The organism is Paenibacillus sp. RC21 (assembly GCF_044907935.1).
Classification (GTDB): domain Bacteria; phylum Bacillota; class Bacilli; order Paenibacillales; family Paenibacillaceae; genus Paenibacillus; species Paenibacillus terrae_A.
Genome location: NZ_JBIYCS010000001.1, coordinates 829,866 through 854,985, shown reverse-complemented (window position 1 = coordinate 854,985; position 25,120 = coordinate 829,866). Strand labels below are relative to the sequence as shown.

Genomic DNA, 25,120 nt, shown 5'->3' with positions numbered 1-25,120 from the left:
CCGGTTTTAATCGACCGTATCTTACATTGACACAAAGTTCCCTACTTTAGCTTATGATTTAAAGCATTATAATCTGATCTCAATAACACAAGAACGTATTTCGCCAAAATATAAGATCATTTATACATTGTTATCTGCTGTGTTTTTCATTTTTCAGACGTATAGACCTTTTTGTTCCCTTAAGTCCTCCGCATACTTTGTAATTTATCGGATTCCACTTTATTTGGACTGAAGTTGATTCAAGTACTCCAGATACATCTCTTTAAAAGTAGCATCTTTTTCCAAATCGATGAGCACTTCCAGCCTTTTAATCAGGCTTTTTTCATACCACTGGATTAATTTTTCCATCGTATTCAACTCCGATGCTAAAGGGTTTTGTTCACATATTTTCAATCAGCCATTTTAATAAAAATGATTTTTCATCCACTATGTTCAGGTTTATTCATTACCAGGCTGTGGTGAACTTTCGTCTATAATTATATAAAGAAATACACCGTTTATATATTGCATTCCTTTTTATTTTAATAGGGTGTAAACTCATTATGCAGCAATGGCAGAGCAAACCGTTATCACATTTATCTTGAATAATTGCCTGATTCTCTTACGGCTATTTTTATAATAAATACTGATGGCTTATAATGAACATGATCAACGAATAAGGAGGTACTTCATGTCTCAGGTAATAAGTAGGCAGCAAAATGAACTTGCCGGGCTGATTCAGCGTCACTGCCTTGGGGAGGGAGTTCAGAAGACGGCGATCCCTTCTTTATTTTTTATCCGCTATTCCAACACGACTGAACCAGACTACGGAGTCTACAAGCCGAGCTTCTGTTTTATAACTAAAGGTTCGAAAGAAATATTTCTGGCACAGGAACGTTTTACATATAACCCTGCTAATTACCTGATTGCATCCATGAATCTGCCGGTGGTTGGCCAGGTGATTAAAGCTTCGCCTGATGACCCTTACTTAAGTTTTAAGCTTGAATTTACACAGAACCAGATTTTAGAGATTTTAAACGACTTGGAAATTCAGCCAATGCCTAAGGAAAATTTGAAGCGGGCTTTATTTGTCGGCCAGATGGAGTCGGATCTGATGGATGCAATCCTTAGATTAGCCCGTCTGCTGGACAATCCGAAGCATATACCGTTTTTAGCTCCTATGTTTATCAGAGAAATACTATATCGGCTCCTACAGGGCCAATATGGGGTTACACTGGGACAGATTGCAATGGAGGGAAGCAGCTCGTACCGAATCAGGGAGGCTATTGAACAAATTATTCATCATTATGATAAGTCTTTGCGGGTCGAGGAGCTTGCCGAATTAGCCAGTATGAGCGTTTCCTCATTTCACCGGAACTTTAAAGAAGTAACCGCTATGAGCCCTCTTCAATTTCAAAAACAACTGCGTTTGCAAGAGGCCCGCCGTCTCCTATTATCTGAGTCAGCAGATGCCGCTGATGTCGCTTTTCGAGTGGGATATGAAAGCGCGTCTCAATTTAGCCGTGAATATTCTCGAATGTTTGGTTCTCCTCCTAGGGCAGACATCAAATATCTTAAGGAAAAATATTATAGATACTGAACGCTTAATTCTCTTTGTTGAGGCTTCAAAATGTCGAGAAACCCACGTCTCAAAAAGACGGGGATTCTCGACATTTTGAGAAAAAGTATACTTCTTCTCTTCTTCAGGTGAAGCGTATTGAATGCACTTCGTGTTATAGAGATGAAGCTACTAATCCTCAAATCTTCTGTTTCCAAGCGCTTTGACCATTTCTGGATCATTATGCGAGAAGAAGCTGCTTTGTTTTGTATCTAACGTTGCCATCTTCTCCATATCTTCCTGACTTAATTCAAAGTCAAAGATATTGAAGTTTTCAATAATTCTTTCTTTGTGAACCGATTTTGGAATTACCACAACTTCTCTTTGCGTCAACCAGCGTAAAATGACCTGCGCAACAGATTTGTTGTACTTTTGAGCCAGTGATGTTAAAACGTCATTCTGAAACATATTGTTTCTTCCTTCGGCAAAGGGTCCCCAGGACTCAATCTGAACATTGTACTCTTGCATAAGTTCAGCACTATGGATTTGCTGACAGAAAGGATGCGTTTCGACCTGGTTTACTGCAGGCGTGACTTCATTATGGACAATCAAGTCAACCAGACGGTCCATCTGGAAGTTACTCACGCCAATGGCTTTGATTTTTCCCTCACGATACAATTCCTCCATAGCACGCCAGGAACCATACACATCTCCGAATGGTTGTATCGATCAGACGGTAGCCTGCCATAATAGCATCGTAAACGGATTGTTCACACTCATTCGCATCTTTAATTTGATAAACACCAAAACCAAGTATTGGCATTTCAACACCATTGTTCAGAATTACTTTGTTCATATGAAATCCTCCTGTCGTTGAGTACTCAGAGGCCTGTTCTTCTTTCCAATTCCTCTGGATATCGGTCACCCATCAGTATGATTTTTGATGCAACAGAATCGATTTTCATCAAATCTTCCGAGGTAAGTTCTATATTAGCCGCTCCCAAGTTTTCTTCCAGGCGGCTTAATTTACGTGTACCCGGAATCGGAACAATCCACGGTTTTTGAGAGAGCAGCCAGGCCAGTGCAATTTGGGCAGGTGTCGCATTTTTCTGCTCCGCTACTTCTTTTAGCAGATCTACGAGTGCCTGGTTGGCCTCAAGCGCCTCCGGCGTAAAGCGCGGAAGAGTATTGCGAAAATCTCCCTTCGAAAAGGAGGTACTGGCATCGAAGCTCCCCGTTAAGTATCCCTTACCTAGAGGACTGAACGGAACAAAACCTATACCCAGCTCCTCCAGAGTTGGCAAAAGCTCTTCTTCAGGACGTCTCCACCACAGAGAGTATTCGCTCTGCACTGCAGTGAGCGGCTGAACTGCATGTGCCCGGCGGATCGTCTTCACACCAGCCTCGGATAGACCCCAGTGCTTAACTTTTCCTTCCCGGATCAGATCCTGCACTGCTCCTGCTACTTCCTCGATTGGCACATCGGGATCAACACGATGTTGATAGTAGAGATCAATCACGTCGGTATTGAGACGTTTTAAGGATTCCTCGGCAACCTTCTTAATATGCTCAGGCCGGCTGTTCATCCCTGCCTGTTTGCCATCCTGAATGTTAAAGCCAAACTTGGTTGCAATGACTATCTGATTCCGAACAGGAAGTAGTGCTTCCCCGACAAGCTCCTCATTGGTATATGGTCCGTATACTTCAGCGGTATCAAAAAAAGTAACACCACGTTCAACGGCATCTCGAATAACGGAGATCATTTCCTGCTTATCCAGAGCAGGTCCATAGCCATAGCTCATTCCCATACAGCCGAGACCGATTGCGGATACGTTCAGACCGCTTTTCCCAAGTATTCGTTTTTGCATTATTCCTCTTCCTTTCCAATGAACGAATTGACCAACTTAGTTTCAAGCCAATGCCATATATCGGTTAATTTGATAGGGTGTAAACCAATTATGCAGTAACTGTACTGTAGATCGTTATATCATTTGTCTTAAATGATTGCCTAATTCTCTTAAAACTTCAGGAATCAGGGAAATTCACGCTATTATTAGCGGTTATATTCTTCATTTGATACGGGTTCCAACCGTTCGATGTCCCCCTTTTGGACATTCGTACTTATGCAATATGTAGGGGGGGGCGAATGGTGGTTTACTAACGGAAAGCCTTTCCCCCATCATATCTTGGCGGAACAGTTGGGGCTATTGTTAGATCGAAATGTTTAATCAATTTCTGATAATCGATTCATTTTTATTTATACAAAATAAATAAATAATGTAGATGCCCTATTCCTGGATCATTGTGTCCTCATACGTACAAGGAAGCAATCGGACACGCGATCCGTCAGCAAAACTCATATAAAAATGGGGTGCTCTAAACACTCCAACACGAATTCATCGGTATATATCCCGCTTCATTTGAACGGTTAGTTTACGTATGTTCAGCTTTTCTGTCTTCTTTGGTAATCAGAGAACTGTAGGCTGGAATCACGACCGTTCCTTTCTTCGCCTTCATATCCTTCGAGGTGGAGAAGACCACTTTCCACTTGCCCTTATCCCAATCTTTGATCTGCAGGGTAACCGGCTCTCCGGACAGGTTATGATATACATACAATGTTTCTTTGCCTGAAGTGCGTTTAAATGCAGTTACGCTGGCAGAACCTGATTGGATCGGTTCCAAACTGTCGCTGCGGAGGGCTTCATGTTCTTCCCTCAGACGGATGAGCGAGCGGTAGCTTTCCAGCAGGGAATCATTGTCCCTTAGCTGCGCTTCGACCGATATTTCGCCTGTGTTGTATTGGGATTCCTCCCACGTCGTTTGACCGGGGCCATCTCCTTTGTACCAGCGCATAGGCTCCCGTAGATACTCATCGGGCTTCTCTCCCTTCATACCGATTTCTTCCCCGTAATAAAGGAACGGCTGCCCTGGCAACGTCAAAAGAATCGAAGCGGCCAGCTTGGCTTTTCGCACATCCCCGCCCAGCTCACTCATGACACGGGTCTGGTCATGGTTGCTCAGGAATGGAGCATCGAGTGCCGCCTTATTGTACGCTTTATACAATTTCAGTGTTTTCTCAGCGAATGTCGCAATACCCTGATCCTGACCATTTTTTATAGAGTTCAAAATCGTTCCGCCCATGTCAAAATTAAACAGGGAGTGAAGTGGTCCGTAGTAAGGAGCTATTGTCTCCGGTTTGTCCCATACCTCCCCCGCTAGATATACATTTGGATTTACCTTCTCCATCTCGGAACGGAACTCATTCCACCAGGTGATGTTTTTTTCGGCACCCTCCTTCGTCTGTCCTTTAAAAATGTGCATCGCCGCGTCAAGCCGGAACCCGTCTGCACCTTGCTGTAGCCAATACTTCCCGACCTTGATCATTTCTTTGCGAACTTCGGGATTGTCGAAGTTCAAATCCGGCATTCCCGACCAGAACGTGCCGTAGAAATACCCTTCACCATTCGGATTCTTATGCCATACCTGTTGTCCCCACGAGCCTTTTTCATCCAGATCTGTGTTCTTATCCGCCCATACGTAATAGTCGTGGTATTTGCTTTGCGGGTTGACGCTGCCCTCTTTGAACCAAGGGTGCTCACTGCTCGAATGATTAATAACAAGGTCCATAATCACCTTGATGCCCTTTCGGTCCGCTTCTTTCATCAAGGTGCGGAAATCATTCAGATTCCCATATTGCGGATCGACCTGATAATAGTCGGTTACATCGTATTTATGGTAGCTTGGAGACGGATTTAGGGGCATGAGCCAGAGGCCGTTGATCTGCAGATCCTTGCCCGAACGGGGGTTGCCGTCGTTTAAGTAATCAAGCTTTTGTGTAATTCCTTTCAAATCACCGTGTCCGTCTCCATTCGAATCATAAAAAGAATTAATATAAATTTCATAAAACACGCCGCTTCCAGTAGAAACCGGAGACTTATGTCCGTTCATTTCCTGCTCGGCCATTGCACCTGAAGCAAACATCGTGAGCATAGGCACCGTTAACATGGCGGTGGACAATCTTCTTAAGCGTTTGTTACGTGTCAAAACATATCAACTCCTTTGATTGTTATGGATGCGTCTTCATTATAAAGATAAAAAATCCAAGAAAGGGGGTATATTATTATCTATTTTGGTGGAAAATATCGCTCTTCTTGTTTTATCTCTGTATTCAACTGCAAATGATGAGGTGGCATTTCGGAGCCATACAAGGAGATATCCTTCACAGAATGCTACTTTTAGACTACTTATCGTCATAATCAGAATCACTATAGAGTGCTATGAGAAGACTGAGTTGGCGATAAAGCATAAAAAACACCCCCACAGCATTCGGAACAGTAAGCGGTGCCTTCCACTGCATGAATGATGTGCAGAAAAGAAATATCCACTTTCTGCCCTTCAACCGATACCTCCGTTGGCACCCGAATCCGACTCGACCAGTTCAGTTTTCACCAGCAACGTGAGTATTTTCGATAGTTATGTGGGAGATAGACCCTGATTGACGGCAATCAATTAAAGATAGGTTCCTCGTCGCTTGTAATCAGCAGTTCGATCATTTGCTTCTTACTACTAAAAGTAGCTTATTCTAGTCTGTATTTATTTCCCGGACTGGAAACAGCAGAAGAGACCCACATCACGTAGATCTCTTCTGAGTTTCTTGCTAATGATGTTCAATATGACACGGGATTCCCGGTCTATCAATCTGTATTGTAATATGCTTGATCTCGTATCGTTCTTTCAACAACCTCTGTGCCCGCTCCAGCACAACACTGCTGTACTTTGGATCTTGAATGAGGATATGGCAACTCAGCAACGGAACATCTGATGATAACGCCCATACATGAAGGTCGTGCACTTCTACAACATACTCAAGATCAAGCAGGGATTGCTTAATTTGATCTGTGTTCATATTCAGTGGCGTACCTTCCATCAGAATATGAATAGAATCCCGAGTTACCCGATAAGCACTGATAATCACCAGAACCGCCACCAAAATACTGGCGATCGGATCAGCCAAATTCCAGCCGAAGAACATAATCAGCAATGCCGCCACAATCGCACCTACAGAACCTAACAAATCCCCTATTACATGTAGAAAGGCACTGCGAATATTGAGATTTTCAGATGTATCTCCCCTCGTAAGGATAAAGGCAGCAGCTATATTGACGAGCAAGCCAAGCACTGCGATGATCAGCATTCCTGAAGTCATGATTCCAGGCGGGTCAGAAAGCCGTTTGAAAGCTTCCCAGAAAATATAAATCGATATCAGGGCAAGCGCTAAGCCATTTATAAAAGCGGCCAGTACTTCAAATCGTTTGTATCCAAACGTCTTTGACATACTCGCTTGCCGTTGTCCCCAGGTCATCGCCAAATAACTTAACCCCAATGCACCTGCATCACTCAACATATGCCCCGCATCAGATAATAGTGCCAGGCTGTTCGTCAGTAATCCACCAATAAATTCAATGATCATATAACCAGCAATTAAAAAGAATGATAACTTTAGAGCATTTTTGTTCGCTCCATGTCCATGAGAATGCCCGTGGCTATGGGAATGCCCCTGCCCGTGAGCATGTGAATGCTCACTGCCTTTAGAATGATTATGTTGATGATGTTGGTTGCAGTCATGTTCGCATGCCGTATTATGGTCGTGTGTGTGACTTTTCTTACTCATCTACCTGCCCTCTCCTCTATAAAATTCTGATGATTCACAATCGAATTAATATATGAGCACTTATTCATATATTATAAATAATACAAATGTAATCTGCAAGAATAATATGAAATGTGAATAGTTGTATTTTTTGATTTCCATGTCTCGTTTTATTATTGAACTCACGGGCTTGTCTTTGTTAAAGCGCCGCTTGAGTCAAGCTCTGTTGATTCGGTTTTTAATTAGTGTGACGGCTACGATCAATAGTAGAGGAAGAACGTATGCCAGATTATTGAATAAGGTCCAAACCACGTATCCGTCTTCGTTAAAGGACGCTTGATCGTGGTACATGGTAACCGAGAGAAGTAAGCAGATACATGCTATGGGAAAGGTTAAAATACAGTAATTTTTCACTTTAAAAAATCGCGAAAATAAATTTGTCAATATAAATATCATGATGATTGTTTGCTGATAGTAGTCCTCACTGGACGCGAGGAATTCAAAAAAAATTCCCGGACATATCAATATTGTTGGAGTTCCATTTACCATTACGATAATCTTTCCATCCAGCAGAGCAGCCACAGCGGTATCTGGCCGTTCGGTGTAGCGCACCTGAGGAAAAGGAGGATACTAAAAAAGCTTGAGGACAAGTCCTCAAGCTTCATGGAACAAAATATGCGCTTAATTCCTAATTCACTTGTCTGTCTCCCAATTCATTATGTTTTTGATCATAGGCTAACTCCTCCTTTTTATGAAGGGTCTGATCGACATACACCAAATATTACATTATATTCTATATTTTGATTGTACATAAATGACTATCAATTATGGAGTATAGGCGCCTGTCCATATCCCAAATTTGCATAATCTTCGCTTGCAAAGAGGCAAACACGGTTATTATTCAAATATCAAACCGAATTTTACAAAGCTTTTATACAATCCATCTTCCTCAACGTTGTCAGTAATATCATCTGCAATTTCCATCAAACCCGGCTTTGCATTACCCATAGCAATGCCTAGGGCGCAATATTCGAGCATCTCAGCATCGTTCATCCCATCTCCAATGGCAATCGTCTGTTCCTGGGACAGGCCCAAATGATTCAGCAAATCAGCAATGGCGATTGCCTTGTGAATACCAGGAATCATCATTTCCCCACTGTCCTTACCAAAGATCGGAACAGTGCACTGGATGACCTCAAATTTCCCCTGGAATTCTTCCTTGATGCGTTCAAAGGGTACATCACTTTCCAGAAAGCAAACCTTATTGACATCGTCTTTATACAAATCAGTCTCTCCATATGTCAAACCCGCGATAAATGGGTGGGGGGAACACTCCATTTTTTCTCTGGCCACAGGGTCGTTCTCAACATCTCCATAGATCCGCCTCTCCAGATGAGGTCTTAATTTCTGGCTAGCATAGAGCGCCGAATTGGACTCCAGATAAAAATCAATTCCATGTGTATTAAAGAAATCCACCATTTGCCGAACATCCTCAGGCGTGACTTTTTTATGATAAAGAATCTCATCTCCGGATTCTACATATCCCCCTCCTGCTCCAATGAGACCATCAAATCCGATATTCCAAATAGCGTCGTAGATTTCAGCTTTCGAACGACCTGTACACAGATAAAGCAGATGACCATTCTCGCGTGCTATTTTGCAGGCTTTTTGTGCCGATTCAGGCACTATACCGTCATCACCGACAAGTGTCCCATCAATGTCGATAAATACAATTTTTTGAGTATTTCTATCCATTAGTATGCTGTCTCCCTTGTTTAAACGAATGATGTTTTATGAGATGATTGTCGTTATGTTCTACAATTACACTGTAATTTGTGTAACGCATTACATGTCAAATCTTTTTTTGATCTCCGAACAGGATCATCATTATGTTCTTTGGTACTTTAAACCTGGCTGCTCGACAACTTCTAGTAAATGAAGCTCTTTCCTGAGACTCGGAGAAGAAACTTATATCGTTAAAACAAAAAAAGCCGCCAAAATGGCGACTTCTTTTATGCCTAAAACCTGCTATCCTCATTGGGAATCGTTAAGTTTAAATATTTAAAATTGACCCTGCAACCTGATCCCATCGGTGACTGGGCCAGTGCACCTGCTATAAACTGATCAGAAATTTCCATTCCAAAGTAGCGGACTAATTTCCAATCCTCACCATCGGTCGAATAGTAAAAAGAAATAATGCTCCCAATTTTCGTGATTCTTAAATGTGGGTTATCAACCACAACGCGCTCAGAATTACAATCATCGGAGGAGCCATTCTTTGTTACAACAGACACAATCGTAGCATAATCACCGTTAAATTCATAACATAGTTTAGCCCAATTGTTCTCGTCCGCCATCAACATTAAGCACCCTGAATCATAAAGATGACGCATGTCTACCTGAAGCTGTGTCGTAAGCTGAAATGACGTATCAACCTGGAGATGTAGGAAAGGAGCCGAATGGGCTACATGCTTTCCTCCAGGATCCTTGAAAAAATCAACTTTAGCCGGTGCATCAATGATCAATCCATCTTCTTTGGTGTATTCCCAGTGCTCGGGTTCATTCATCCACTTCAAATTTTCTCTTATCTCAGGTTGAAACAAATTATAACTCATATGAATACATTCCCCCATTTGAATTAATCTGTATAAATATAATGTCATTATACTTACATCCATTTCGCTTATAAATATAATATAAGTGCTGGCTCATATAATAATAAGGAAATGAAGGGACGATTTATTAGTTCGTAATAACTTAATTATACAGATTGGACTCGCTGCTATTGATAAAAGCCGAGATTGTATAAATACTTGTTGCTGCACTCGCTGTATTTGGGCTTAGAATGCCGCACAGAATCATTTCTGTAAGAAATACGATGAATACTGACTCGCATGTTTTCAATAACCATGTGCGTTCTTTCATAACAGTTAACATAGAGCTCTCTCCTTTACGCTAGATGATGGCCAGCTTTGGTATTCCAAAGCTTCACTTCCTGGGGTTCTAACATGTGATCATATGACATACCCTCCTTTTACAGAACGGATGTTTATAAAATGTAAGCGATTGCATTAATAAACAACACTTGTGCGATTTCAACACAGTATCGACGCGACTCCGTACAGCCTGAGTATTACTATGACTGTCGTTATGTTTTACATTTTTAGATTGCATAAATGCATAGGCTTCTTCTATATTATGAGTATCTATGATTCTCAGCATAGATTATGCTGTCCAGCACAATACGTGTTCCATTCATCGGAACGATGTACAAATGTCCAAATAAAATCCCTCCATCGGAAGGCAACCCCAATATCTCACAGTACCAATTTGATTTAAAATGGGATTCATGCAATTCCCTCCTTTTCGATAAACTCGTCTTTGGTTGCGCTTATGATAGCCAATATTGTGGAATTTGCAAAAGTTTGTTTTCGAACATCGTAACTAAAAATAGCCCCGGCAAAATTATCCTGCCGGAGGCTATCATCTATTTTATAACATCATATCATGACTAATCATTCTGGGTATTGAGGTTTGGTCACGTTATTGGGAACAGATTCGTCATAAACGTCCTGGCCGGGATAATCCCGAACTTCCTCCTCATGCAACTCATGATTTTCATAATCAAAACGATGCGCGGTTCTCTGATCTACTCGCCACGGCGAGCTTTTTCCAAGAGATTCAGACGTCAGAGCTGAACCGTAAGGACCTTCAGGGAACTCTTCGAGAACCAGATCATTTCGCTGAGACTCCACCGTAGATACATCGGTATACTCTTGCCTTTCTTCCTGCAAAAATTTATCCTTCATCGTTGCCCCTCCCTATCCGCTTTGAGATGATCAAAGCAGGCTTATTTTGAGCGAAAACGAATTCATGTATGCATGATGTTTGAAAAGCACTGCGTTTCAGGCTCTGATTCAGGTTTGGTTCTGTTGCAATAATTTTCTACTTTAGAGGTTCCGAATTGATATAAATAATGCAAAAACAATAAGGCCTATGATACAGATCATTGTATCCCGCTTGGACCATACCAGCAAGACGGAACGTGCTCCAAGCAGGGAATGCTCTCTAACTTTCCGCATTTCCATCGCGATCGTCATGTCCTCCGCACGCTGAAACAGCGACATCAGCAAGGGAATCACCATCGGTCCAAGATCCCGCACCCGCACCGTGTTCGGTCGTAGCGCAGCTTTGCCGCGTGCCCGGACAATCAGCGAGAATCGCTGCCATTCATTCCAGATCATCGGGATGAACCGAAAGATTAACGATACGGCAAGTGCAAACGAGGTAACGGGAAGCCTCAATTTTTTGCCAACACCAAGCACCCAATTCAATCCTTCCACCATGCGTCCATAAGGCGTAGTCAGCGAAAACCAGAGACTGGCCAAGGTGACAATTAACAAACGATACACATTCAGCAATGTAGCCTCCGCCTGCATCAGGGAGAAACCGAACTGGAGACCGCCCCTTTCTGTTGAAAGGGTTGTTCCTGACAAAGCCGTAGATATGAGAAAAAACAACAATAGCGGCTTCATTAACTTCACGCAGCCAGCCAGAGCTTGTCGAGGCAGAGCAGCTAGTGCCAGCGCTACCGGCACCAATGTGAGTGACAGTCCCAGCCAGCGATGTTGAAGCATCGACGCAGTCACGAGCAAAATATACAAAATCCATTTAAGACGCGGGTCCATGGCACCGTACAATCCGATGCTTGAAACTGCCTGGCTGTCCGCTGATGCCAGATTAGTAATTTCTGCGGCTTCATTACCTTGAGCCAGTGCAGAAGTTGCCGATTCATTGGTGTGCACCTTTTCCCGTTCAATCTTTTCTGCTGCACGCAGCTCATCATCCGGCTTGAGCTCCTGCACCACATCCCATCCATGTAACCTGGAAAAAACGATATGCTCAGCCATCTCCTCCGGCGTCAATGCGGTAAAAGGCAGCTCAATACCTGCCACAGCGAATTGCTGTGCCAGTCGCATGGAAGGTGGCAGCCCAAGCCCAGCCTGCTCCAGCAGGTCTGGCCGTGAATGGATTTCTTTGGGTGTCAGATCAGCAATCAAACACCCTTCCCGAAGCAAAAGAACCCGATCCGCACGCGGCAAAAACGTATCCAAGTCGTGCGTAGCCACAACGGCTCCCCCACCTGCATGCCGATGCTGATCCAGCGCTTTGAGCAGAAGCACTACACTTTGCGCTTCCAATCCGGCGCTGGGTTCATCCAGAAGCAGCCAATACGGCTCGACAGCGGTTCCCAATGCAAGGCCAAGTCTTCTCCGTTCTCCTCCGCTTAGTGCAAATGGCGATCTGTCCAGAGTGAACCGCCGCTCCGACTCTTTGCCTGCTGGCGGATCCCACTGTTCAAGGGTACTGGAAATTTGGCGTTTCTTTTGCTCCTCGGTAATTCGATATGGACGCAGAGAATACGCGAATTCACGCTGAACGTTGCGGGCAAACAGTTGTTGCTCCGGGAATTGAAATACCAGCCCCATCCGCAAAAGAATAGACTGCGGCACTTTTCCGTTTTGCCAGAAGGGCTCATCATCCAGCAGAATACTCCCTGCATTTGGTGGTTTTAGGCCAGCTATCGTTTGCAGCAGCGTAGTTTTTCCCGACCCTGTGCAACCCACCAGCAGAGTGATTTCCCCACTGTTCATTGTAACGGACACATCTTGAAGCAGTGCACGTTTATGGGGTTCCGGCGCTGCTACACTTAAATGATTCAATTCGATATGCAACAGGCTACCTCCTTAACCAGCTGCTCAGGTCGCAGTGGGGTGGCATGACGGAGCATGCCTTGCTGCTTCAGCAGGAGCGCCGTTTGCACAGTGAAAGGTGGATCAAGCCCAAGTCGCTCACAAGGTGATCGCTGCTCATCTTCTTTGGCAGCGGTCACCTCCTTTTCACGTCCATAAAAGAAGAACGAAGGCACTCCGTCATACACACAACGTCCTCGTTCCATAGCCATGATTCGATCACACAAGGTGGCTTCTTCCAGATGATGCGTAATCCAGATTACCGCCGTCCCCTCGCGGACAACGGCATGCACAATGGCTTCCATTCGTTCTCTCGCTCCGGGATCCAGCATGGCTGTTGGTTCGTCCAGAATGAGTACGTCCGGTTTGGCAGCCAGCGCTACCGCAATGTTGAGCAATTGTTTTTGCCCTCCAGAAAGCTGTGAGATTGCCGCTCCCGGCGGGAAGTCAAGCCCTACGGTATGTAATGCGTGTTCTCTACGCCGTAATTGTTCGTCTACGGTTCCAAGCAATGGCGATAAGGCGAAATGAAATTCCTCTTCAATGGTGTCACCGAGCACCTGCGCATCAGGCTGCTGCAGGACTCCACGAACGACAAGTGCTGAAGAAGCCTGCCTTGCTCCACCGGATAACGGAGTGAACCCAATCAACAGCCCGACCAGCGTACTTTTGCCACTTCCATTGGCTCCTACAACACTGATCCATTCTCCTGCATGCAGTTTCAGGGAAACTCCATCAACCGCCTTACGAACACGTCCAGACTCTGATTCATAATGAACACGAGCATTCTCCAGCGTGATTAATGGCATAACGTCTTGCATCGCAAATTGGTCCTTTCCCTTTTGATTCATTTGTGGTACGATCCAAATCGTTAACCTAATTATATTTATTTGGTTAACAATAAGACTACCAAAATCGAAAGGAATGTTCAAACATGAAATTATCTTTGCGAGGTATTGTATTTAGCGCACTCATGGCAGCCATACTTGTCCTTTTCGGTTACATAAGCATTCCGATCGGTTTCTCACCTGTCCCGATTACATTGCAAACTCTTGCCGTGATGCTGGCTGGAGGATTGCTGGGCCCATTGTACGGTTTTCTAAGTATTGCCCTGGTCGTTATTTTGACTGCACTTGGCTTCCCTCTTCTGCATGGAACCGGAGGGCTGGCCGTTCTTCTGGGTCCTACAGGAGGATACGTCATGATGTGGCCCATATCCGCTCTCCTGATTGGATGGCTGCTCGCTCGAATCAAACTGAAAGGCTTCTTCGGTTACTTCCTGGCATTTATCGCATTTGAGCTGTTCGGTTCAATGCTGATCTATGTTTCAGGTGTGCCCTGGCTTGCCTATGCCTATAAAATGTCATTCTCCGAAGCCATGATTCAGGGTTTCTATCCTTACATTATCGGGGATCTGGTCAAAGTCTTGTTCGCTGCTATTATCATTGCACCAGTGCGAACGGTTTTCCCTCCACAACGACTGACAGGCCACATGAATTCGTCGGTTGTACAAGCAGATTCCTAAGGGCTTTCAACCTGATCCCGCGTCTTGGTCAGCATACGAACGGCGTCTTTGCTTGCGCAGTATGGGCCGGATCCGCTTCCGCTTAGGTCTGCTCATTGGTGGATGTGCTAAAGACCAAGCAACAAGTGTTTGGTCTTTAGCACATCCATGATTCTTTTTTTAGTTAATCCTTCTAATGGGCTATGAATACATGTTCTTGTCCTTTTCCGCTAATGATATAATTTTTTATCAATCGCCCACGATCACATGTATATTTTCATCATAATCTTTTTCTGATCCTCAAGCCCAGGCAGTCTGCGCACAAATTCCTTTTATCCTTTCACGGCGGAACCTACTGTCATCGCCCGCTCCACTTGTTCGCTCAAGAATAGATAGACAAGTACCATCGGCAGGGAAGCTATAGTCATAACAGCCCCCATGGCCCCCCAATCCGTGCTGTAGGAGCCCTGAAACAAAAGCAAGCCTAGCGGCAAGGTCTTCATGTTCTCATCAGAAATCAGAATATAGGCCAAAGTGAACTCATTCCAGTTGTTCAAGAACTGAAAAATGGCTACAGTCGCAATTGCAGGCAAGGCAAGCGGCAAAATGATCTTCAGGAACAGGCTATAAATACTAGCTCCATCTATGCATGCCGCCTCTTCGATTTCCTTAGGGATTCCTACAAGAAAACCAAAGAAAACCATTGACGAGAAAGGTAGTCCAATTGCGATATAGGGAAGAATAAGAGCTCCATACGTATTCGTAAGGTGAAAATCGCGAACCAGAATGGCCAGTGGTATCATGATAACCTGCAGCGGCATAAACATTCCTATGATCATATAAGTCCGTACGGCAGAACGAAACCTCCACCTCATACGAGCAACTGCAAAGGCAAACATCAGAGCCAGCAAAAGGATGAACAGAGTCGAGATCATCGATACGACAAGACTGTTCAGAAAGTAACGGGGAACATTAAATTGCGTCCAGGCATTGATATAATTTTCGTAGCGAAAATGCATTGGTAGTCCGAATGGGTTGGTGACGAAAATCTCATCATTGTTCTTCAATGAGTAGGAAACCATCCAGAACAACGGATAGACGGAAACAATCAGATACAGCCACAGCGGTATCTGCAGGACAGCTTGTCTGAACTTGCCCAAAGCGGTTTTACTCATTTCGTTCTCCTTTTCAATACACGCCTTATCAGGCGGTTTGTCCGCGGTTGAACACCTTATTGATAACTACAGTTGCCAGCAGCGAGATCAGCACAAGCAACACGGATACCGCACATGCATAGCCATAGTTGCTCTCCATAAAGGCATAGCGGTAAATCATGAAAGTCAATGTATAGTTTGTAGTACCAGGTCCTCCGTTTGTCATAATTAGCATCTGTACAAAGGCCCCTATTCCGGAGGTAATCGCAATAATAAAGCAGAATTTGTACGTTTCCCTCATCAAAGGAAGGGTGACATGGAGGTGCGCCCTCCATTTACTGCAACCGTCAATCGTCGCGGCTTCAAAGTAGTCCTCAGGTACTGATTTTACCCCTGCATATAGCAGGGAGAATTGATACCCCATAAACTGCCAGGCGTTAACGAAGGCGATGGCAATGATCGATGCTGTCGGAGAGCTCAGCCAATTTTGCTGATACGGGATATTCAAGAGATCGAACAGCCGGTTGATCAGACCGTGGGTCGGGTCGTAGATTGCGATCCACAGCTGGCATACCACGGTTACAGATAGAACCACCGGGATAAAATAAGCCGTTTTCAGTATTTTCCGCCCGCGCGTACGCGGGTCCGCACAGATCAGCGCCAATAGAGTTCCCAATCCGATCTGAAAGACCGCCAGCACAATTGCAAAGATCAATCCGTTCTTAAGCGAATTGGCAAGTAGAGGATCGGAGAACAGCTCCCGGTAATTACTCAATCCCGAAAAGGTCGGCGTACTAAGGCCATCCCAATCATAAAAGCTACGAAGAACGGTCTGCAGAACCGGATAAATCAGGATCACACTGTACAGGATCAAAGCAGGGAGCAGAAACAGTGCCAGCGCCGGTTTGTTCCCCAAATATTTATTCATGTCTTGCTTCCACCCCTTATCTTCGGAACAGCCCCCTAGCGACTTATGCCGCCAAGGGTTGCTTGTCCCTGGATTATCAGTTTTCTTTCTCCAATGTACTGTTCAAATTGTTCACAAAATCCTCTGCCGAGAAGTCGTTCACTAACAGATTCTGGGTATTGTCATTGATTACGTTCTGAATTTTAGTATTACTCAGAAGCTGAGCATATTTCTGGGCGTTTGGCAGCAACTCTTTGGCGACCCGCTGCATCATTGCTGGAACATTGGAGGCGATTTGCTTATCGACCTTAGGCGAAATGATGGGACTTCCGAGTTGGGTATATCTGTACTCGGCTGATTTTGTTGCAAGGAATGCTGCTACCTTTACGGCCGTTTCCTTACTCTTGCTACTCGGCGATACTGCATAACCCTGCGGCGCCCCCGCGCCATCGATGAAGTATTTGGACTTCTCGTAGGTTTCTTCATCCTTTGCAGGCCAATACATCCAGTCAACCTGGTCGCCCAGCTTTTCCTGTGAGCTGTAAATTTCCCATTGTCCGTTCACGAACATGGCAGCTTTGCCCTGATAGAACAGGGACGATGCCTGGTCATAATTGGTATTCGTGGCGTTCGCGTCGAACAATCCGGCTTCCTGCAATTGCTTCATCTGTTGTGCCGCTGTTACGTACGCTTCCGGCAAGGCTTTTACACCTTCCTGATCAAGTGCTCCGAATCCTTGTGGCTGCTCTCTTGTGACCAACCCATTATAAAAAGCGGTCGTAATCCACTTCTCCTTGGCAAAGATCGACATGGGCACATAACCAGCAGCTTCCAACTTTTTCGATGCTTCGGCCATCTGCTCTATCGTCTTAATTGGCGTTTTGATTCCGACCTTCTCGAAAATCGACTTATTGTAATAGAGAAGCTGGAATTCAATGCCGGTATCCGGATAAGCATACACATGATTGTCTGGAGCTACTAAACGCGATTCAACACCTGGGTTAAGATTCTCCTTGAATCGGGCCGTTGTGTCATAGTTGTCCAGCACCTCGACATTTTTCGATTTCGCCAAAGTTTGCAGGGTCGGCCAATCCGTGAAATAGATATCCGGCATGTTTCCCGTCGCCGCATAAGTCTTCAGCTTCTGGTATCCGTCCTGAACAGCAGAATCCAGTTCAATCTCGACGTTTGGCATTTCCTTTTTGAGTTCTTCCACTGCATAATCGAACGGCTTTGCGGTATCGTCATCGAAATGCTGCGCATATACCTTCAATTTGATCGTTCCGTCTCCCGCCTTCGCCTCAGAGGAGTTTGAGTTATCCCCGCCACAAGCGGCCAATCCAACGGACATGGTAAGCACTAGCAATGCTGCACTCCAACGTTTGTAAGTTTTTTTCATTTGTTTATATCCCCCTCATGTGTTTCTTGTTGATTGCGCTTTCATTCGCATGGCTAAAGTATACTCCTGCCTCTTTTCTTCTTTAAGGAATAAAACGGGCCTTATCAGTAAAAAACGGGACAAAAGAGCGATCGGCCCTCCCATAAGGAGAACCGATTGTCTGTAAATTGGATTGTCCTGCCTCGTGGGGCAGCTACCTTTTTTTGAGTTGTTCATATTCAGTCGGCGTCATGCCAAAGCGTTTTTTGAAACACTTGCTGAAATAATTGGGGTCGCTGTATCCGACACTTTCAGCGATTTCCGACAGCTTCCTATTTCCGTTCAGCAAGAGTTCCTTGGCCTTCTTCATCCGTATGTGTGTGATATGATCCACTATGGAGAAGCCGGACTCTTTGCGGAAGATGCGCCGCAAATAGCTGGGATCGACGAATACCCCGCCCGAAACCTGCTCAGCGGACAGTTCTGTGCCTGCATAATGTTCCTCGATATAGGCGATCGCCGCAGCAAAGAGATTGGAAGCCTTCGTAGGGCGCATATCCTCCATCAACTGGATCAGCCTGCGGTAGAGGGTGAGCATCCACCCTTCAGCAGCCTCCCAGGAATCTAACTCCCGCAGTCGGTCGTAAGGAGATTTGTCTCCTCCGTTCTCCCATAATCGATCATAAGAAATGCCGCGTTCACTTGCAAAGGAAAGTGCAAGAGATACAATCCCCATAAGCATGGCATCGGCGTACTCATCTCCCCACTTGCATACGCTTAGCTGACGGATTGCCTTGCGGACCTCCTCTAACGTTTCACTGTCTTTCATACGGAGGTCAAGCACGACCGCATCGCGCAGGTGGCCCAAATCAGGCATACATGCTCTACTATGCAACGCTTCACCACTATGATCCCTCCACTCTCCGGTTTCGCTTTCCCGCGGAAGCTCCGGTAATTTCGGCTTGATACGATCCAGCATCAAGATCATTTCTTCTGCATTGAACGGCTTCAGCAAATAATCCTGCACTCCGGTTCGAACCGCCTTCTGTAGATATTCAAATTCGTTATGTCCGGAAATGAATACAATAACGATGCGTTCGAACTTGACTTTCAACCTCTCGGCTAACTCTATTCCGTCAATGAAGGGCATATTGATATCAACGAGGGCGAGATGAGGCTGGTGCCGCTCGGCTTCCTGAAGCGCTTCCCGCCCATTCCTTGCCTCACAGCAAACCCGAAATCCGTGACTTTTCCAGTCTATCTTAATTCGCAGAAAGTCCCGGAACAGCGGCTCATCATCGACAATCATCACTTTATACATCTTTGTGCTCACTCCCCTTTTGGCAGCGTCGGCAGCGAAAGGTCAACAATGGTTCCTTCTCCGGGAACACTCTGCACCGATATCCCATACTCCTCACCGAAGTACAGACTCAGTCGCTGCTGAACGCTGTAGGTGCCAATTGACCGTATTCCTTCTTCCGGTAAATGTCTGGACATAATGGTCTGAACCTGGATTTCGTCCATCCCCACACCGTTATCCTCCACTCGAACGACCACTTTATCGCCCTGTTTAAAGGCATAAATGCGGATAAAACCTTTGGTTTCTTTCTTCTTAAGACCATGGTAAATCGAATTCTCGACAAGCGGCTGGAGCGAGAGCTTCGGAATCGGTGTACCCGCAAGTTCTGGTGGAATATCCACCTCATAGCGAAACACATCGGGATAACGGATTTGCAGAATCGTCAGGTAATCATCAGTAATCTGAGCTTCCTTCTCTAGAATAATGAGCTCCCGTCCCTTATTCAGCACCATACGATAAAAATCTGCCAGCGCCTTTGTAGTATCTCTAGCCTCATCATTACGGTCCAACTCATTGAGCGCGTAAATGGTATCCAAAGTGTTGTACAGAAAATGCGGTTTAATTTGGGCGCTCATCAGTGCAAGCTCATATTCACGCTTACGGTTCTGTTCCTGCCTCACCTCATCCAGTAGCTCCCGGACCCGTCTTACCATAAAGTTAAACGCTTCAGCAATGGTACCGATTTCATCCTCAGTGCGGACTGTCGCAACCGGTTGCAAATCACCGGTTACTACTTTTCGCATTGCCTTAGTCAGTTGTTCGAGAGGACTAACAACCATTCTGGACAGAAAGCTGGCGCCCAGCCAGGAAAAAACAAGGCATAATACGCCGATTAAAAGCGACAGCCTAACATTTTGCCGGACATCAGCCGTAAGCAGGCTGAGAGATACAATATTGACCAGCTTCCAATCCATCCGGTCATAATCAATGACCGTTACCAGATTGCCCTCATCCTCAAAAGAGCACGTTTCTTGGGACATATCAGGCGTGCAACGTTGAATGGCCTCAGCCAGATGTGGATTCACCGGATTCATCAGCCTCTCATTGTCTTTTGCCACGACCACGCGAGTTCCGTTATTCAAAAAATAATAGGATTTGGGCACATCCGGATCACTGGAACGAAAAAAAGCGGACAGACCTTCTTCCTTCACTAGCAGAAAAAGCGTTCCATACGGTTCGCCGGTGTCTATATTAATGACCGTCTTCCCCAGCGTCAAAACCGGGAGGTTCGGATCTGGTGTTAGGAAATCTCTCCTCTCCATATCAAACCAGAGTGCCTGTCCATAACTTTTGGATTCCCTTACCTGCTTAATCATGCTATAAGCTTTGCTCTCATCCCCACTCTGGGTGTAAGAGGCGAAAATTGTCCCTTTATTATCAATGAATACAGCGGCATCCACCTCACGAAAGATTGACAAGTCAATGGATAGGCGGCTCTGCATCAGGTTTCCAAACTGAATACGCTCCATGGCAGTATCAGGTTTGGCACCGTATGAATCATACATCCGGTTAATATTCGTAACCATAATATTGGCCGCCGTTTCCACACTGCTGAATATGTAATCGGTCCGAGACAGGATAAGCTGAGACTCGTCCACCACGTTGCTGGTGGTTCGGTCTATCAAAGAACGACTGAAGAGTTGGTTAGATAACAGTCCAAGAATGAGGAGAGAAACAATGATTAGCGGAAGAAATACCGTAATAACCTTGCTTTTGAATCGAAGCCGACCAAACCATTTTCGAGCTAGTGACAGAATATTCAATTTGAAACCCCTCCGTCATCAAGAGAATATTCATCATGTTAACACAACTAATCTGCACAGTAGTAGATTAAAAGTAAATTCAACAGCCATCTTGAAAGTATAAAGGGGATGTGTTAGGATGAAGTTGATTTTTAGTAAAATTATTAACTAAAAAGGTGTGAGCTCTTTGGCAACAATAAAAGACATTGCCCACGAAGCGGGAGTGTCTGCCGCAACAGTTTCAAGGGTTTTAAATAACGATCAGTCTCTGGCTGTGAGCCCGGACACCAGAAACAGAATTTTTTCGATTGCCAAACAGCTTGGATATAAACCTTCCCGGCTGAGACAATTAAAACAGAACACGGAACGTGCTGGAAAGACGGTCTCCCTCCTGTTGTGGTGTTCCATTGAAGAAGAACGGGACGATCCGTATTACACCTCGATCCGTCGTGGAATCGAGCTGCGCTGTGAAGAGCTTGGCCTGACGTTGGGACAGACTCTGCGGGGCCGCTCTTCCATCTCCACCTTGCAGAAGACAGACGGTCTGATTGTTGTGGGCGGCGTCGATCCAGAAGAGGTGATCAAGCTGCATCCCGACAAGAACTCCATTGTCCTTGTGGACCAGTATCATGAACAGCTGGAGTACGATTCTGTACGCCTCCACTTCCGTCAAGCTGTTGATCAGGCACTCGGACATCTAATCGAGCTTGGCCACCAACAAATCGGGTTTATCGGCGGCAAAAGCGACGGAGAGCGACGTGCGCATTATTTTGAACGGTTCATGCGGGAACAGGGATTGTACAATCCTCAATTCGTCCGTGTAGGCGCATGGAGTACCGCGGATGGATATCTGATGATGAACAATCTCCTTACCGAACAGGAAAGACCGACGGCTTGCTTCGTTGCAAGCGACCCGCTGGCCATTGGAGCCCTTCGCGCCCTGCATGGACATGGAATACGGGTGCCCGAGGATATGGCTGTCGTCGGCTTCGACGACATTGAGATGGCGGCCTTCGTACAGCCTCCGCTCACCACCGTACGTGTCTACCCCGAAGAGATGGGAAAGGCTGCCGTTCAACTGCTCTCTGAACGATTTGAGGGACGTGAACCACCTTCGCACAGCGTAATCGGGACTAGGCTTGTCATACGGGAGAGCTCGTGCAGAAACGGCTAAAATCAGCAAGTGAAATTCTCAATGTTTTTGATAAAATCCTTACGTGAAAACAAATTAATATGATGAACCCTCAAGGAGTGAATACCATGAACATTCATGTAGACGAGACGCTTGGTTTGTTCCATCTGCAGTCCAAGGATTGCAGCTATATTATCCAGCTTGTAGAAGGATATCCCGCACATGTTTATTGGGGAGCCCGACTTCATCATGACAAAAGTCTGGCAAGTATACTGGAGCTTAGGGAGCGGTGCTCCTTTTCTCCCAATCCTGTTCCTTCCAATCGTACAATTTCCCTGGATACGCTTCCCCAGGAATATCCTCAGTATGGAACAAGCGACTTTCGTCAGCCTGCTTACCAGGCTGCACTTGCGGACGGAACCCGGATTACGGAGCTAAAATATAGTGGTTACCGTATTGTAGCGGGTAAACCACAGCTCGAAGGACTTCCTGCCGTCTATACCGAATCGGATGATGAAGCGGCAACCCTCTTTCTAACCCTTGAGGACAAATACTCGGGTCTTAAGACTACACTGCTCTATACCGTATTTGCGAATCACAGCGCTATTGCCCGGTCTACTCTTTTTGAGCATAAGGGAAGCGCTGTCATGAATATTGAGCATGCAATGAGCGCCTCTGTCGATTTCGCCGATTCCAACTACCAGGCTCTCTACCTGTCCGGAGCGTGGGTGCGGGAAAGACATATCCAGCGCCGCGACCTCGGACCCGGTGCCATTCGGTTAGAGAGCCGTCGGGGCTCCAGCAGCCATCAGATGAATCCCTTTCTGGCACTGCTTCGTCCTGATGCAACTGAAGATCACGGAGATGTATACGGCTTCAGTCTGGTCTACAGCAGCAACTTCGTTGCACAGGCAGAAGTAGAGCAATTCAACCAGACCCGTGTAAGTATCGGAATCAATCCCTTTGACTTCTCCTGGCGACTTGAACCGGGTCAGTCATTCCAGACCCCTGAAGCCGTTCTGGTCTTTTCCGAAGAAGGTCTTGGAGGCATGTCGCGCACCTATCATCGTCTCTACCGCACTCGTCTGTGCCGGGGGGCTTACCGTGACAAAGAGCGCCCTATTCTCGTAAACAATTGGGAAGCTACTTATTTCAACTTCGACGCCGATAAAATCGAAGCGATTGCTAAGGAAGCCGGGCCCCTCGGTATTGAGCTCTTTGTTCTGGATGACGGTTGGTTTGGCAAACGCGACAACGACGATAGTTCGCTTGGAGACTGGTTTGAGGATCACCGTAAGCTGCCTGGCGGTCTTGCCGACCTAGCCAAAAGGGTTAATGAACAAGGTTTACAGTTTGGCTTGTGGGTAGAGCCGGAAATGGTGTCTCCTGATAGTGAATTGTACCGCAAGCATCCCGACTGGTGCCTGCATGCTGAGGGTCGGCGGCGGACGGAAGGCCGATCCCAGTTAGTGCTTGATCTCTCCCGCAAGGAAGTATGCGATTATTTATACGATACGCTCAGCTCCGTTTTTTCGATCGCTCCGATTACTTATGTCAAGTGGGACATGAACCGTAATATGACGGAGATTGCTTCGGCTACAGCTTCTAGCGAACGGCAAAAGGAAACCGCACACCGTTATATGCTTGGACTTTACGATCTGCTGGAACGCCTGACCTCCCGGTTCCCTGACATCTTGTTCGAAAGCTGCTCTGGAGGAGGTGGACGGTTTGATCCCGGAATGCTCTACTATATGCCGCAAACATGGACCAGCGACGATACCGATGCGATTGAAAGATTGGCTATCCAGTACGGAACAAGCATCGTGTATCCAGCCAGCACCATGGGAGCACACGTATCGAGCGTACCGAACCACCAGGTGGGACGAATGACCTCCCTCGCCATACGCGGTGACGTGGCAATGAGTGGCAACTTTGGCTACGAGCTTGACCTTACTGCATTTACGAAGGAAGAAAAAGAGCTCGCTGCCAAACAAATCGCCCAGTATAAGGAAATTCGCTCCCTTGTACAGCAGGGGAATATGTATCGGCTTCTTAGCCCGTTTGAAGGCCGAGGCGATACGGCCTGGATGTTCGTTAGCGAGGACCAGTCGGAAGCGTTTGTTGCTTATTTCCGCGTACTGGCTGAGCCCAATGGGCCAATCCTGCGATTAACTTTAAAAGGACTTGATCCAGAGAAAAAGTATAAGATCGAAACCGGTGCAGCAGATACGGGTAATACCTTGGCGGAAGACGGTGGTTCCCCCTTCCGCGAAGCGTTCGGCGGCGAAATCTTTGGAGGTGACCGCTTAATGAAAATTGGGCTTGTTGTCTCGGATCTGACAGGAGATTTTGTCAGCTCTACCTTCCGCCTTAAAGCTATCCCCCGCGGATAATGGATGTATCCAGTGACGATAATAGGACGATAAAAAAATTAAAACAAGGCAGGCCGATTTTCCGGTCTGCCTTGTTTAATCATTAATCCGATAATTTAGGTATCTTCACTTTCGTTTGCTTCAAACCCTGTCTGCCACAGTGCGTGGAACCATCTCATCACTTGCCAACTTCTCGATGTATTTCGGAACGACCATTGGCTCTTTCACTTCGGGGGATTCTGTATGCGAGCAACTCCCTCCACCTTGACGTTCACCACGACCGCAGATAATCCTGTCATAGTATTTATATCCTCCATAACATTTTTCTGTAACTCTCGGGCCACCTCATGAATGGAGCATCCGTAATCGACGACTACTCTGAGATCAATAATCGTTTCATCCGGGCATACTGTCACTGAAATTCCTTTTTTGAAATTTTTTCTATTCGAACGTTTGATTGCTTCTTTTGAAATCCCTCCGTAGATTGCTGATATTCCGGGAGTTTTCAATGCCGCCAAACCAGTAATTTGGGATACAACATCATCTGATATTTGAATGTGACCATGCTGCTTGTTTTCAGTCATACAATGTTCTCCTTTGGTACCATCATTCAAGCATAATTATGACCTAT

Annotated in this window: 21 protein-coding genes and 2 pseudogenes; 5 read left to right on the top strand and 18 right to left on the bottom strand. The window is 45.7% G+C overall.

Features of this window, described 5'->3' with window-relative positions; translation table 11 throughout:
• Window positions 1–219: 219 nt before the first annotated feature.
• The gene (locus tag ABIA61_RS03760) at window positions 220–348 is read right to left on the bottom strand and encodes a hypothetical protein (RefSeq protein WP_283655958.1); all 129 of its coding nucleotides are present in this window, start codon (window positions 346–348) and stop codon (window positions 220–222) included.
• Between the two features lie 322 nt (window positions 349–670).
• On the opposite strand from ABIA61_RS03760, the gene ABIA61_RS03755 reads away from it, so the two are divergent.
• Window positions 671–1,579, top strand: a complete 909-nt coding sequence (locus ABIA61_RS03755) for an AraC family transcriptional regulator (protein ID WP_404518997.1) — start codon at window positions 671–673, stop codon at window positions 1,577–1,579.
• A 150-nt stretch (window positions 1,580–1,729) separates the two neighbouring features.
• Here the strand turns inward: ABIA61_RS03755 and ABIA61_RS03750 are convergent.
• From ABIA61_RS03750 to ABIA61_RS03735, 4 genes and pseudogenes are all read right to left on the bottom strand, one after another.
• A pseudogene (locus ABIA61_RS03750) lies at window positions 1,730–2,393 on the bottom strand (aldo/keto reductase).
• A 25-nt stretch (window positions 2,394–2,418) separates the two neighbouring features.
• The gene (locus tag ABIA61_RS03745; RefSeq protein WP_404580310.1) at window positions 2,419–3,405 is read right to left on the bottom strand and encodes an aldo/keto reductase; all 987 of its coding nucleotides are present in this window, start codon (window positions 3,403–3,405) and stop codon (window positions 2,419–2,421) included.
• Between the two features lie 565 nt (window positions 3,406–3,970).
• Window positions 3,971–5,581 (bottom strand): alpha-amylase family glycosyl hydrolase, encoded by a 1,611-nt coding sequence (locus ABIA61_RS03740; RefSeq protein WP_404580309.1) that lies wholly within the window; start codon window positions 5,579–5,581, stop codon window positions 3,971–3,973.
• Window positions 5,582–6,194: 613 nt separating this feature from the next.
• A complete protein-coding gene (locus tag ABIA61_RS03735) occupies window positions 6,195–7,208 on the bottom strand; it encodes a cation diffusion facilitator family transporter (protein WP_404519001.1) in 1,014 nt (337 codons plus the stop codon).
• Between the two features lie 139 nt (window positions 7,209–7,347).
• Between ABIA61_RS03735 and ABIA61_RS03730 the strand changes: the two genes are divergently transcribed.
• Window positions 7,348–7,527, top strand: a complete 180-nt coding sequence (locus tag ABIA61_RS03730; protein WP_404529608.1) for a hypothetical protein — start codon at window positions 7,348–7,350, stop codon at window positions 7,525–7,527.
• A 119-nt stretch (window positions 7,528–7,646) separates the two neighbouring features.
• Here the strand turns inward: ABIA61_RS03730 and ABIA61_RS03725 are convergent.
• The 7 genes and pseudogenes from ABIA61_RS03725 to ABIA61_RS03695 all read right to left on the bottom strand — a co-directional run.
• Window positions 7,647–7,817: pseudogene (locus ABIA61_RS03725) on the bottom strand (spore germination protein); the annotation flags it as partial.
• A gap of 267 nt (window positions 7,818–8,084) precedes the next feature.
• A complete protein-coding gene (locus ABIA61_RS03720; protein WP_404580308.1) occupies window positions 8,085–8,942 on the bottom strand; it encodes a Cof-type HAD-IIB family hydrolase in 858 nt (285 codons plus the stop codon).
• Between the two features lie 263 nt (window positions 8,943–9,205).
• Window positions 9,206–9,802 carry a DUF1349 domain-containing protein gene (locus tag ABIA61_RS03715; RefSeq protein WP_404519003.1) on the bottom strand — a complete coding sequence of 199 codons (597 nt, stop codon included), beginning with the start codon at window positions 9,800–9,802 and terminating at the stop codon, window positions 9,206–9,208.
• A 142-nt stretch (window positions 9,803–9,944) separates the two neighbouring features.
• Window positions 9,945–10,124: a hypothetical protein gene (locus ABIA61_RS03710; protein ID WP_404529607.1), complete on the bottom strand. Its 180-nt coding sequence runs from the start codon at window positions 10,122–10,124 to the stop codon at window positions 9,945–9,947.
• Between the two features lie 578 nt (window positions 10,125–10,702).
• Window positions 10,703–10,996 carry a hypothetical protein gene (locus tag ABIA61_RS03705; protein WP_404519004.1) on the bottom strand — a complete coding sequence of 98 codons (294 nt, stop codon included), beginning with the start codon at window positions 10,994–10,996 and terminating at the stop codon, window positions 10,703–10,705.
• Window positions 10,997–11,137: 141 nt separating this feature from the next.
• Complete coding sequence (locus tag ABIA61_RS03700; protein WP_404580307.1) at window positions 11,138–12,922, bottom strand: ATP-binding cassette domain-containing protein; 1,785 nt, start codon at window positions 12,920–12,922, stop codon at window positions 11,138–11,140.
• The gene (locus ABIA61_RS03695; RefSeq protein ID WP_404519006.1) at window positions 12,907–13,791 is read right to left on the bottom strand and encodes an ATP-binding cassette domain-containing protein; all 885 of its coding nucleotides are present in this window, start codon (window positions 13,789–13,791) and stop codon (window positions 12,907–12,909) included. Before ABIA61_RS03695 ends, ABIA61_RS03700 begins: the two co-directional genes overlap by 16 nt.
• Window positions 13,792–13,874: 83 nt before the next feature.
• On the opposite strand from ABIA61_RS03695, the gene ABIA61_RS03690 reads away from it, so the two are divergent.
• Complete coding sequence (locus ABIA61_RS03690; protein ID WP_404519007.1) at window positions 13,875–14,465, top strand: biotin transporter BioY; 591 nt, start codon at window positions 13,875–13,877, stop codon at window positions 14,463–14,465.
• Window positions 14,466–14,776: 311 nt separating this feature from the next.
• Here ABIA61_RS03690 and ABIA61_RS03685 read toward each other — a convergent pair whose 3' ends face one another.
• From ABIA61_RS03685 to ABIA61_RS03665, 5 genes are all read right to left on the bottom strand, one after another.
• Window positions 14,777–15,619, bottom strand: a complete 843-nt coding sequence (locus tag ABIA61_RS03685; protein ID WP_404580306.1) for a carbohydrate ABC transporter permease — start codon at window positions 15,617–15,619, stop codon at window positions 14,777–14,779.
• Window positions 15,620–15,647: 28 nt separating this feature from the next.
• Window positions 15,648–16,526, bottom strand: a complete 879-nt coding sequence (locus ABIA61_RS03680) for a carbohydrate ABC transporter permease (protein ID WP_404519009.1) — start codon at window positions 16,524–16,526, stop codon at window positions 15,648–15,650.
• Window positions 16,527–16,602: 76 nt separating this feature from the next.
• Complete coding sequence (locus tag ABIA61_RS03675) at window positions 16,603–17,904, bottom strand: ABC transporter substrate-binding protein (RefSeq protein WP_404580305.1); 1,302 nt, start codon at window positions 17,902–17,904, stop codon at window positions 16,603–16,605.
• A 193-nt stretch (window positions 17,905–18,097) separates the two neighbouring features.
• Window positions 18,098–19,204, bottom strand: coding sequence for a response regulator transcription factor (locus ABIA61_RS03670; RefSeq protein ID WP_404580304.1), 1,107 nt, complete (start codon window positions 19,202–19,204; stop codon window positions 18,098–18,100).
• Window positions 19,205–19,212: 8 nt separating this feature from the next.
• A complete protein-coding gene (locus ABIA61_RS03665; protein WP_283655934.1) occupies window positions 19,213–21,006 on the bottom strand; it encodes a sensor histidine kinase in 1,794 nt (597 codons plus the stop codon).
• A gap of 166 nt (window positions 21,007–21,172) precedes the next feature.
• Between ABIA61_RS03665 and ABIA61_RS03660 the strand changes: the two genes are divergently transcribed.
• Both ABIA61_RS03660 and ABIA61_RS03655 read left to right on the top strand, forming a co-directional pair.
• Complete coding sequence (locus ABIA61_RS03660) at window positions 21,173–22,159, top strand: LacI family DNA-binding transcriptional regulator (RefSeq protein ID WP_404580303.1); 987 nt, start codon at window positions 21,173–21,175, stop codon at window positions 22,157–22,159.
• 86 nt (window positions 22,160–22,245) lie between these two features.
• Window positions 22,246–24,510 (top strand): alpha-galactosidase, encoded by a 2,265-nt coding sequence (locus ABIA61_RS03655; protein ID WP_404580302.1) that lies wholly within the window; start codon window positions 22,246–22,248, stop codon window positions 24,508–24,510.
• A 203-nt stretch (window positions 24,511–24,713) separates the two neighbouring features.
• Here the strand turns inward: ABIA61_RS03655 and ABIA61_RS03650 are convergent, their stop codons facing one another.
• Window positions 24,714–25,073, bottom strand: coding sequence for an Asp23/Gls24 family envelope stress response protein (locus ABIA61_RS03650; RefSeq protein ID WP_404519015.1), 360 nt, complete (start codon window positions 25,071–25,073; stop codon window positions 24,714–24,716).
• Between the last annotated feature and the right edge of the window lie 47 nt (window positions 25,074–25,120).

Coding starts and splice junctions, on each gene's coding strand:
- ABIA61_RS03760 (WP_283655958.1), bottom strand. CDS start 348: ATGGAAAAATTAATCCAGTGGTATGAAAAAAGCCTGATTAAAAGGCTG.
- ABIA61_RS03755 (WP_404518997.1), top strand. CDS start 671: ATGTCTCAGGTAATAAGTAGGCAGCAAAATGAACTTGCCGGGCTGATT.
- ABIA61_RS03745 (WP_404580310.1), bottom strand. CDS start 3,405: ATGCAAAAACGAATACTTGGGAAAAGCGGTCTGAACGTATCCGCAATC.
- ABIA61_RS03735 (WP_404519001.1), bottom strand. CDS start 7,208: ATGAGTAAGAAAAGTCACACACACGACCATAATACGGCATGCGAACAT.
- ABIA61_RS03730 (WP_404529608.1), top strand. CDS start 7,348: ATGTCTCGTTTTATTATTGAACTCACGGGCTTGTCTTTGTTAAAGCGC.
- ABIA61_RS03720 (WP_404580308.1), bottom strand. CDS start 8,942: ATGGATAGAAATACTCAAAAAATTGTATTTATCGACATTGATGGGACA.
- ABIA61_RS03715 (WP_404519003.1), bottom strand. CDS start 9,802: ATGAGTTATAATTTGTTTCAACCTGAGATAAGAGAAAATTTGAAGTGG.
- ABIA61_RS03710 (WP_404529607.1), bottom strand. CDS start 10,124: ATGTTAACTGTTATGAAAGAACGCACATGGTTATTGAAAACATGCGAG.
- ABIA61_RS03705 (WP_404519004.1), bottom strand. CDS start 10,996: ATGAAGGATAAATTTTTGCAGGAAGAAAGGCAAGAGTATACCGATGTA.
- ABIA61_RS03695 (WP_404519006.1), bottom strand. CDS start 13,791: ATGAATCAAAAGGGAAAGGACCAATTTGCGATGCAAGACGTTATGCCA.
- ABIA61_RS03690 (WP_404519007.1), top strand. CDS start 13,875: ATGAAATTATCTTTGCGAGGTATTGTATTTAGCGCACTCATGGCAGCC.
- ABIA61_RS03685 (WP_404580306.1), bottom strand. CDS start 15,619: ATGAGTAAAACCGCTTTGGGCAAGTTCAGACAAGCTGTCCTGCAGATA.
- ABIA61_RS03680 (WP_404519009.1), bottom strand. CDS start 16,526: ATGAATAAATATTTGGGGAACAAACCGGCGCTGGCACTGTTTCTGCTC.
- ABIA61_RS03675 (WP_404580305.1), bottom strand. CDS start 17,904: ATGAAAAAAACTTACAAACGTTGGAGTGCAGCATTGCTAGTGCTTACC.
- ABIA61_RS03670 (WP_404580304.1), bottom strand. CDS start 19,204: ATGTATAAAGTGATGATTGTCGATGATGAGCCGCTGTTCCGGGACTTT.
- ABIA61_RS03655 (WP_404580302.1), top strand. CDS start 22,246: ATGAACATTCATGTAGACGAGACGCTTGGTTTGTTCCATCTGCAGTCC.
- ABIA61_RS03650 (WP_404519015.1), bottom strand. CDS start 25,073: ATGACTGAAAACAAGCAGCATGGTCACATTCAAATATCAGATGATGTT.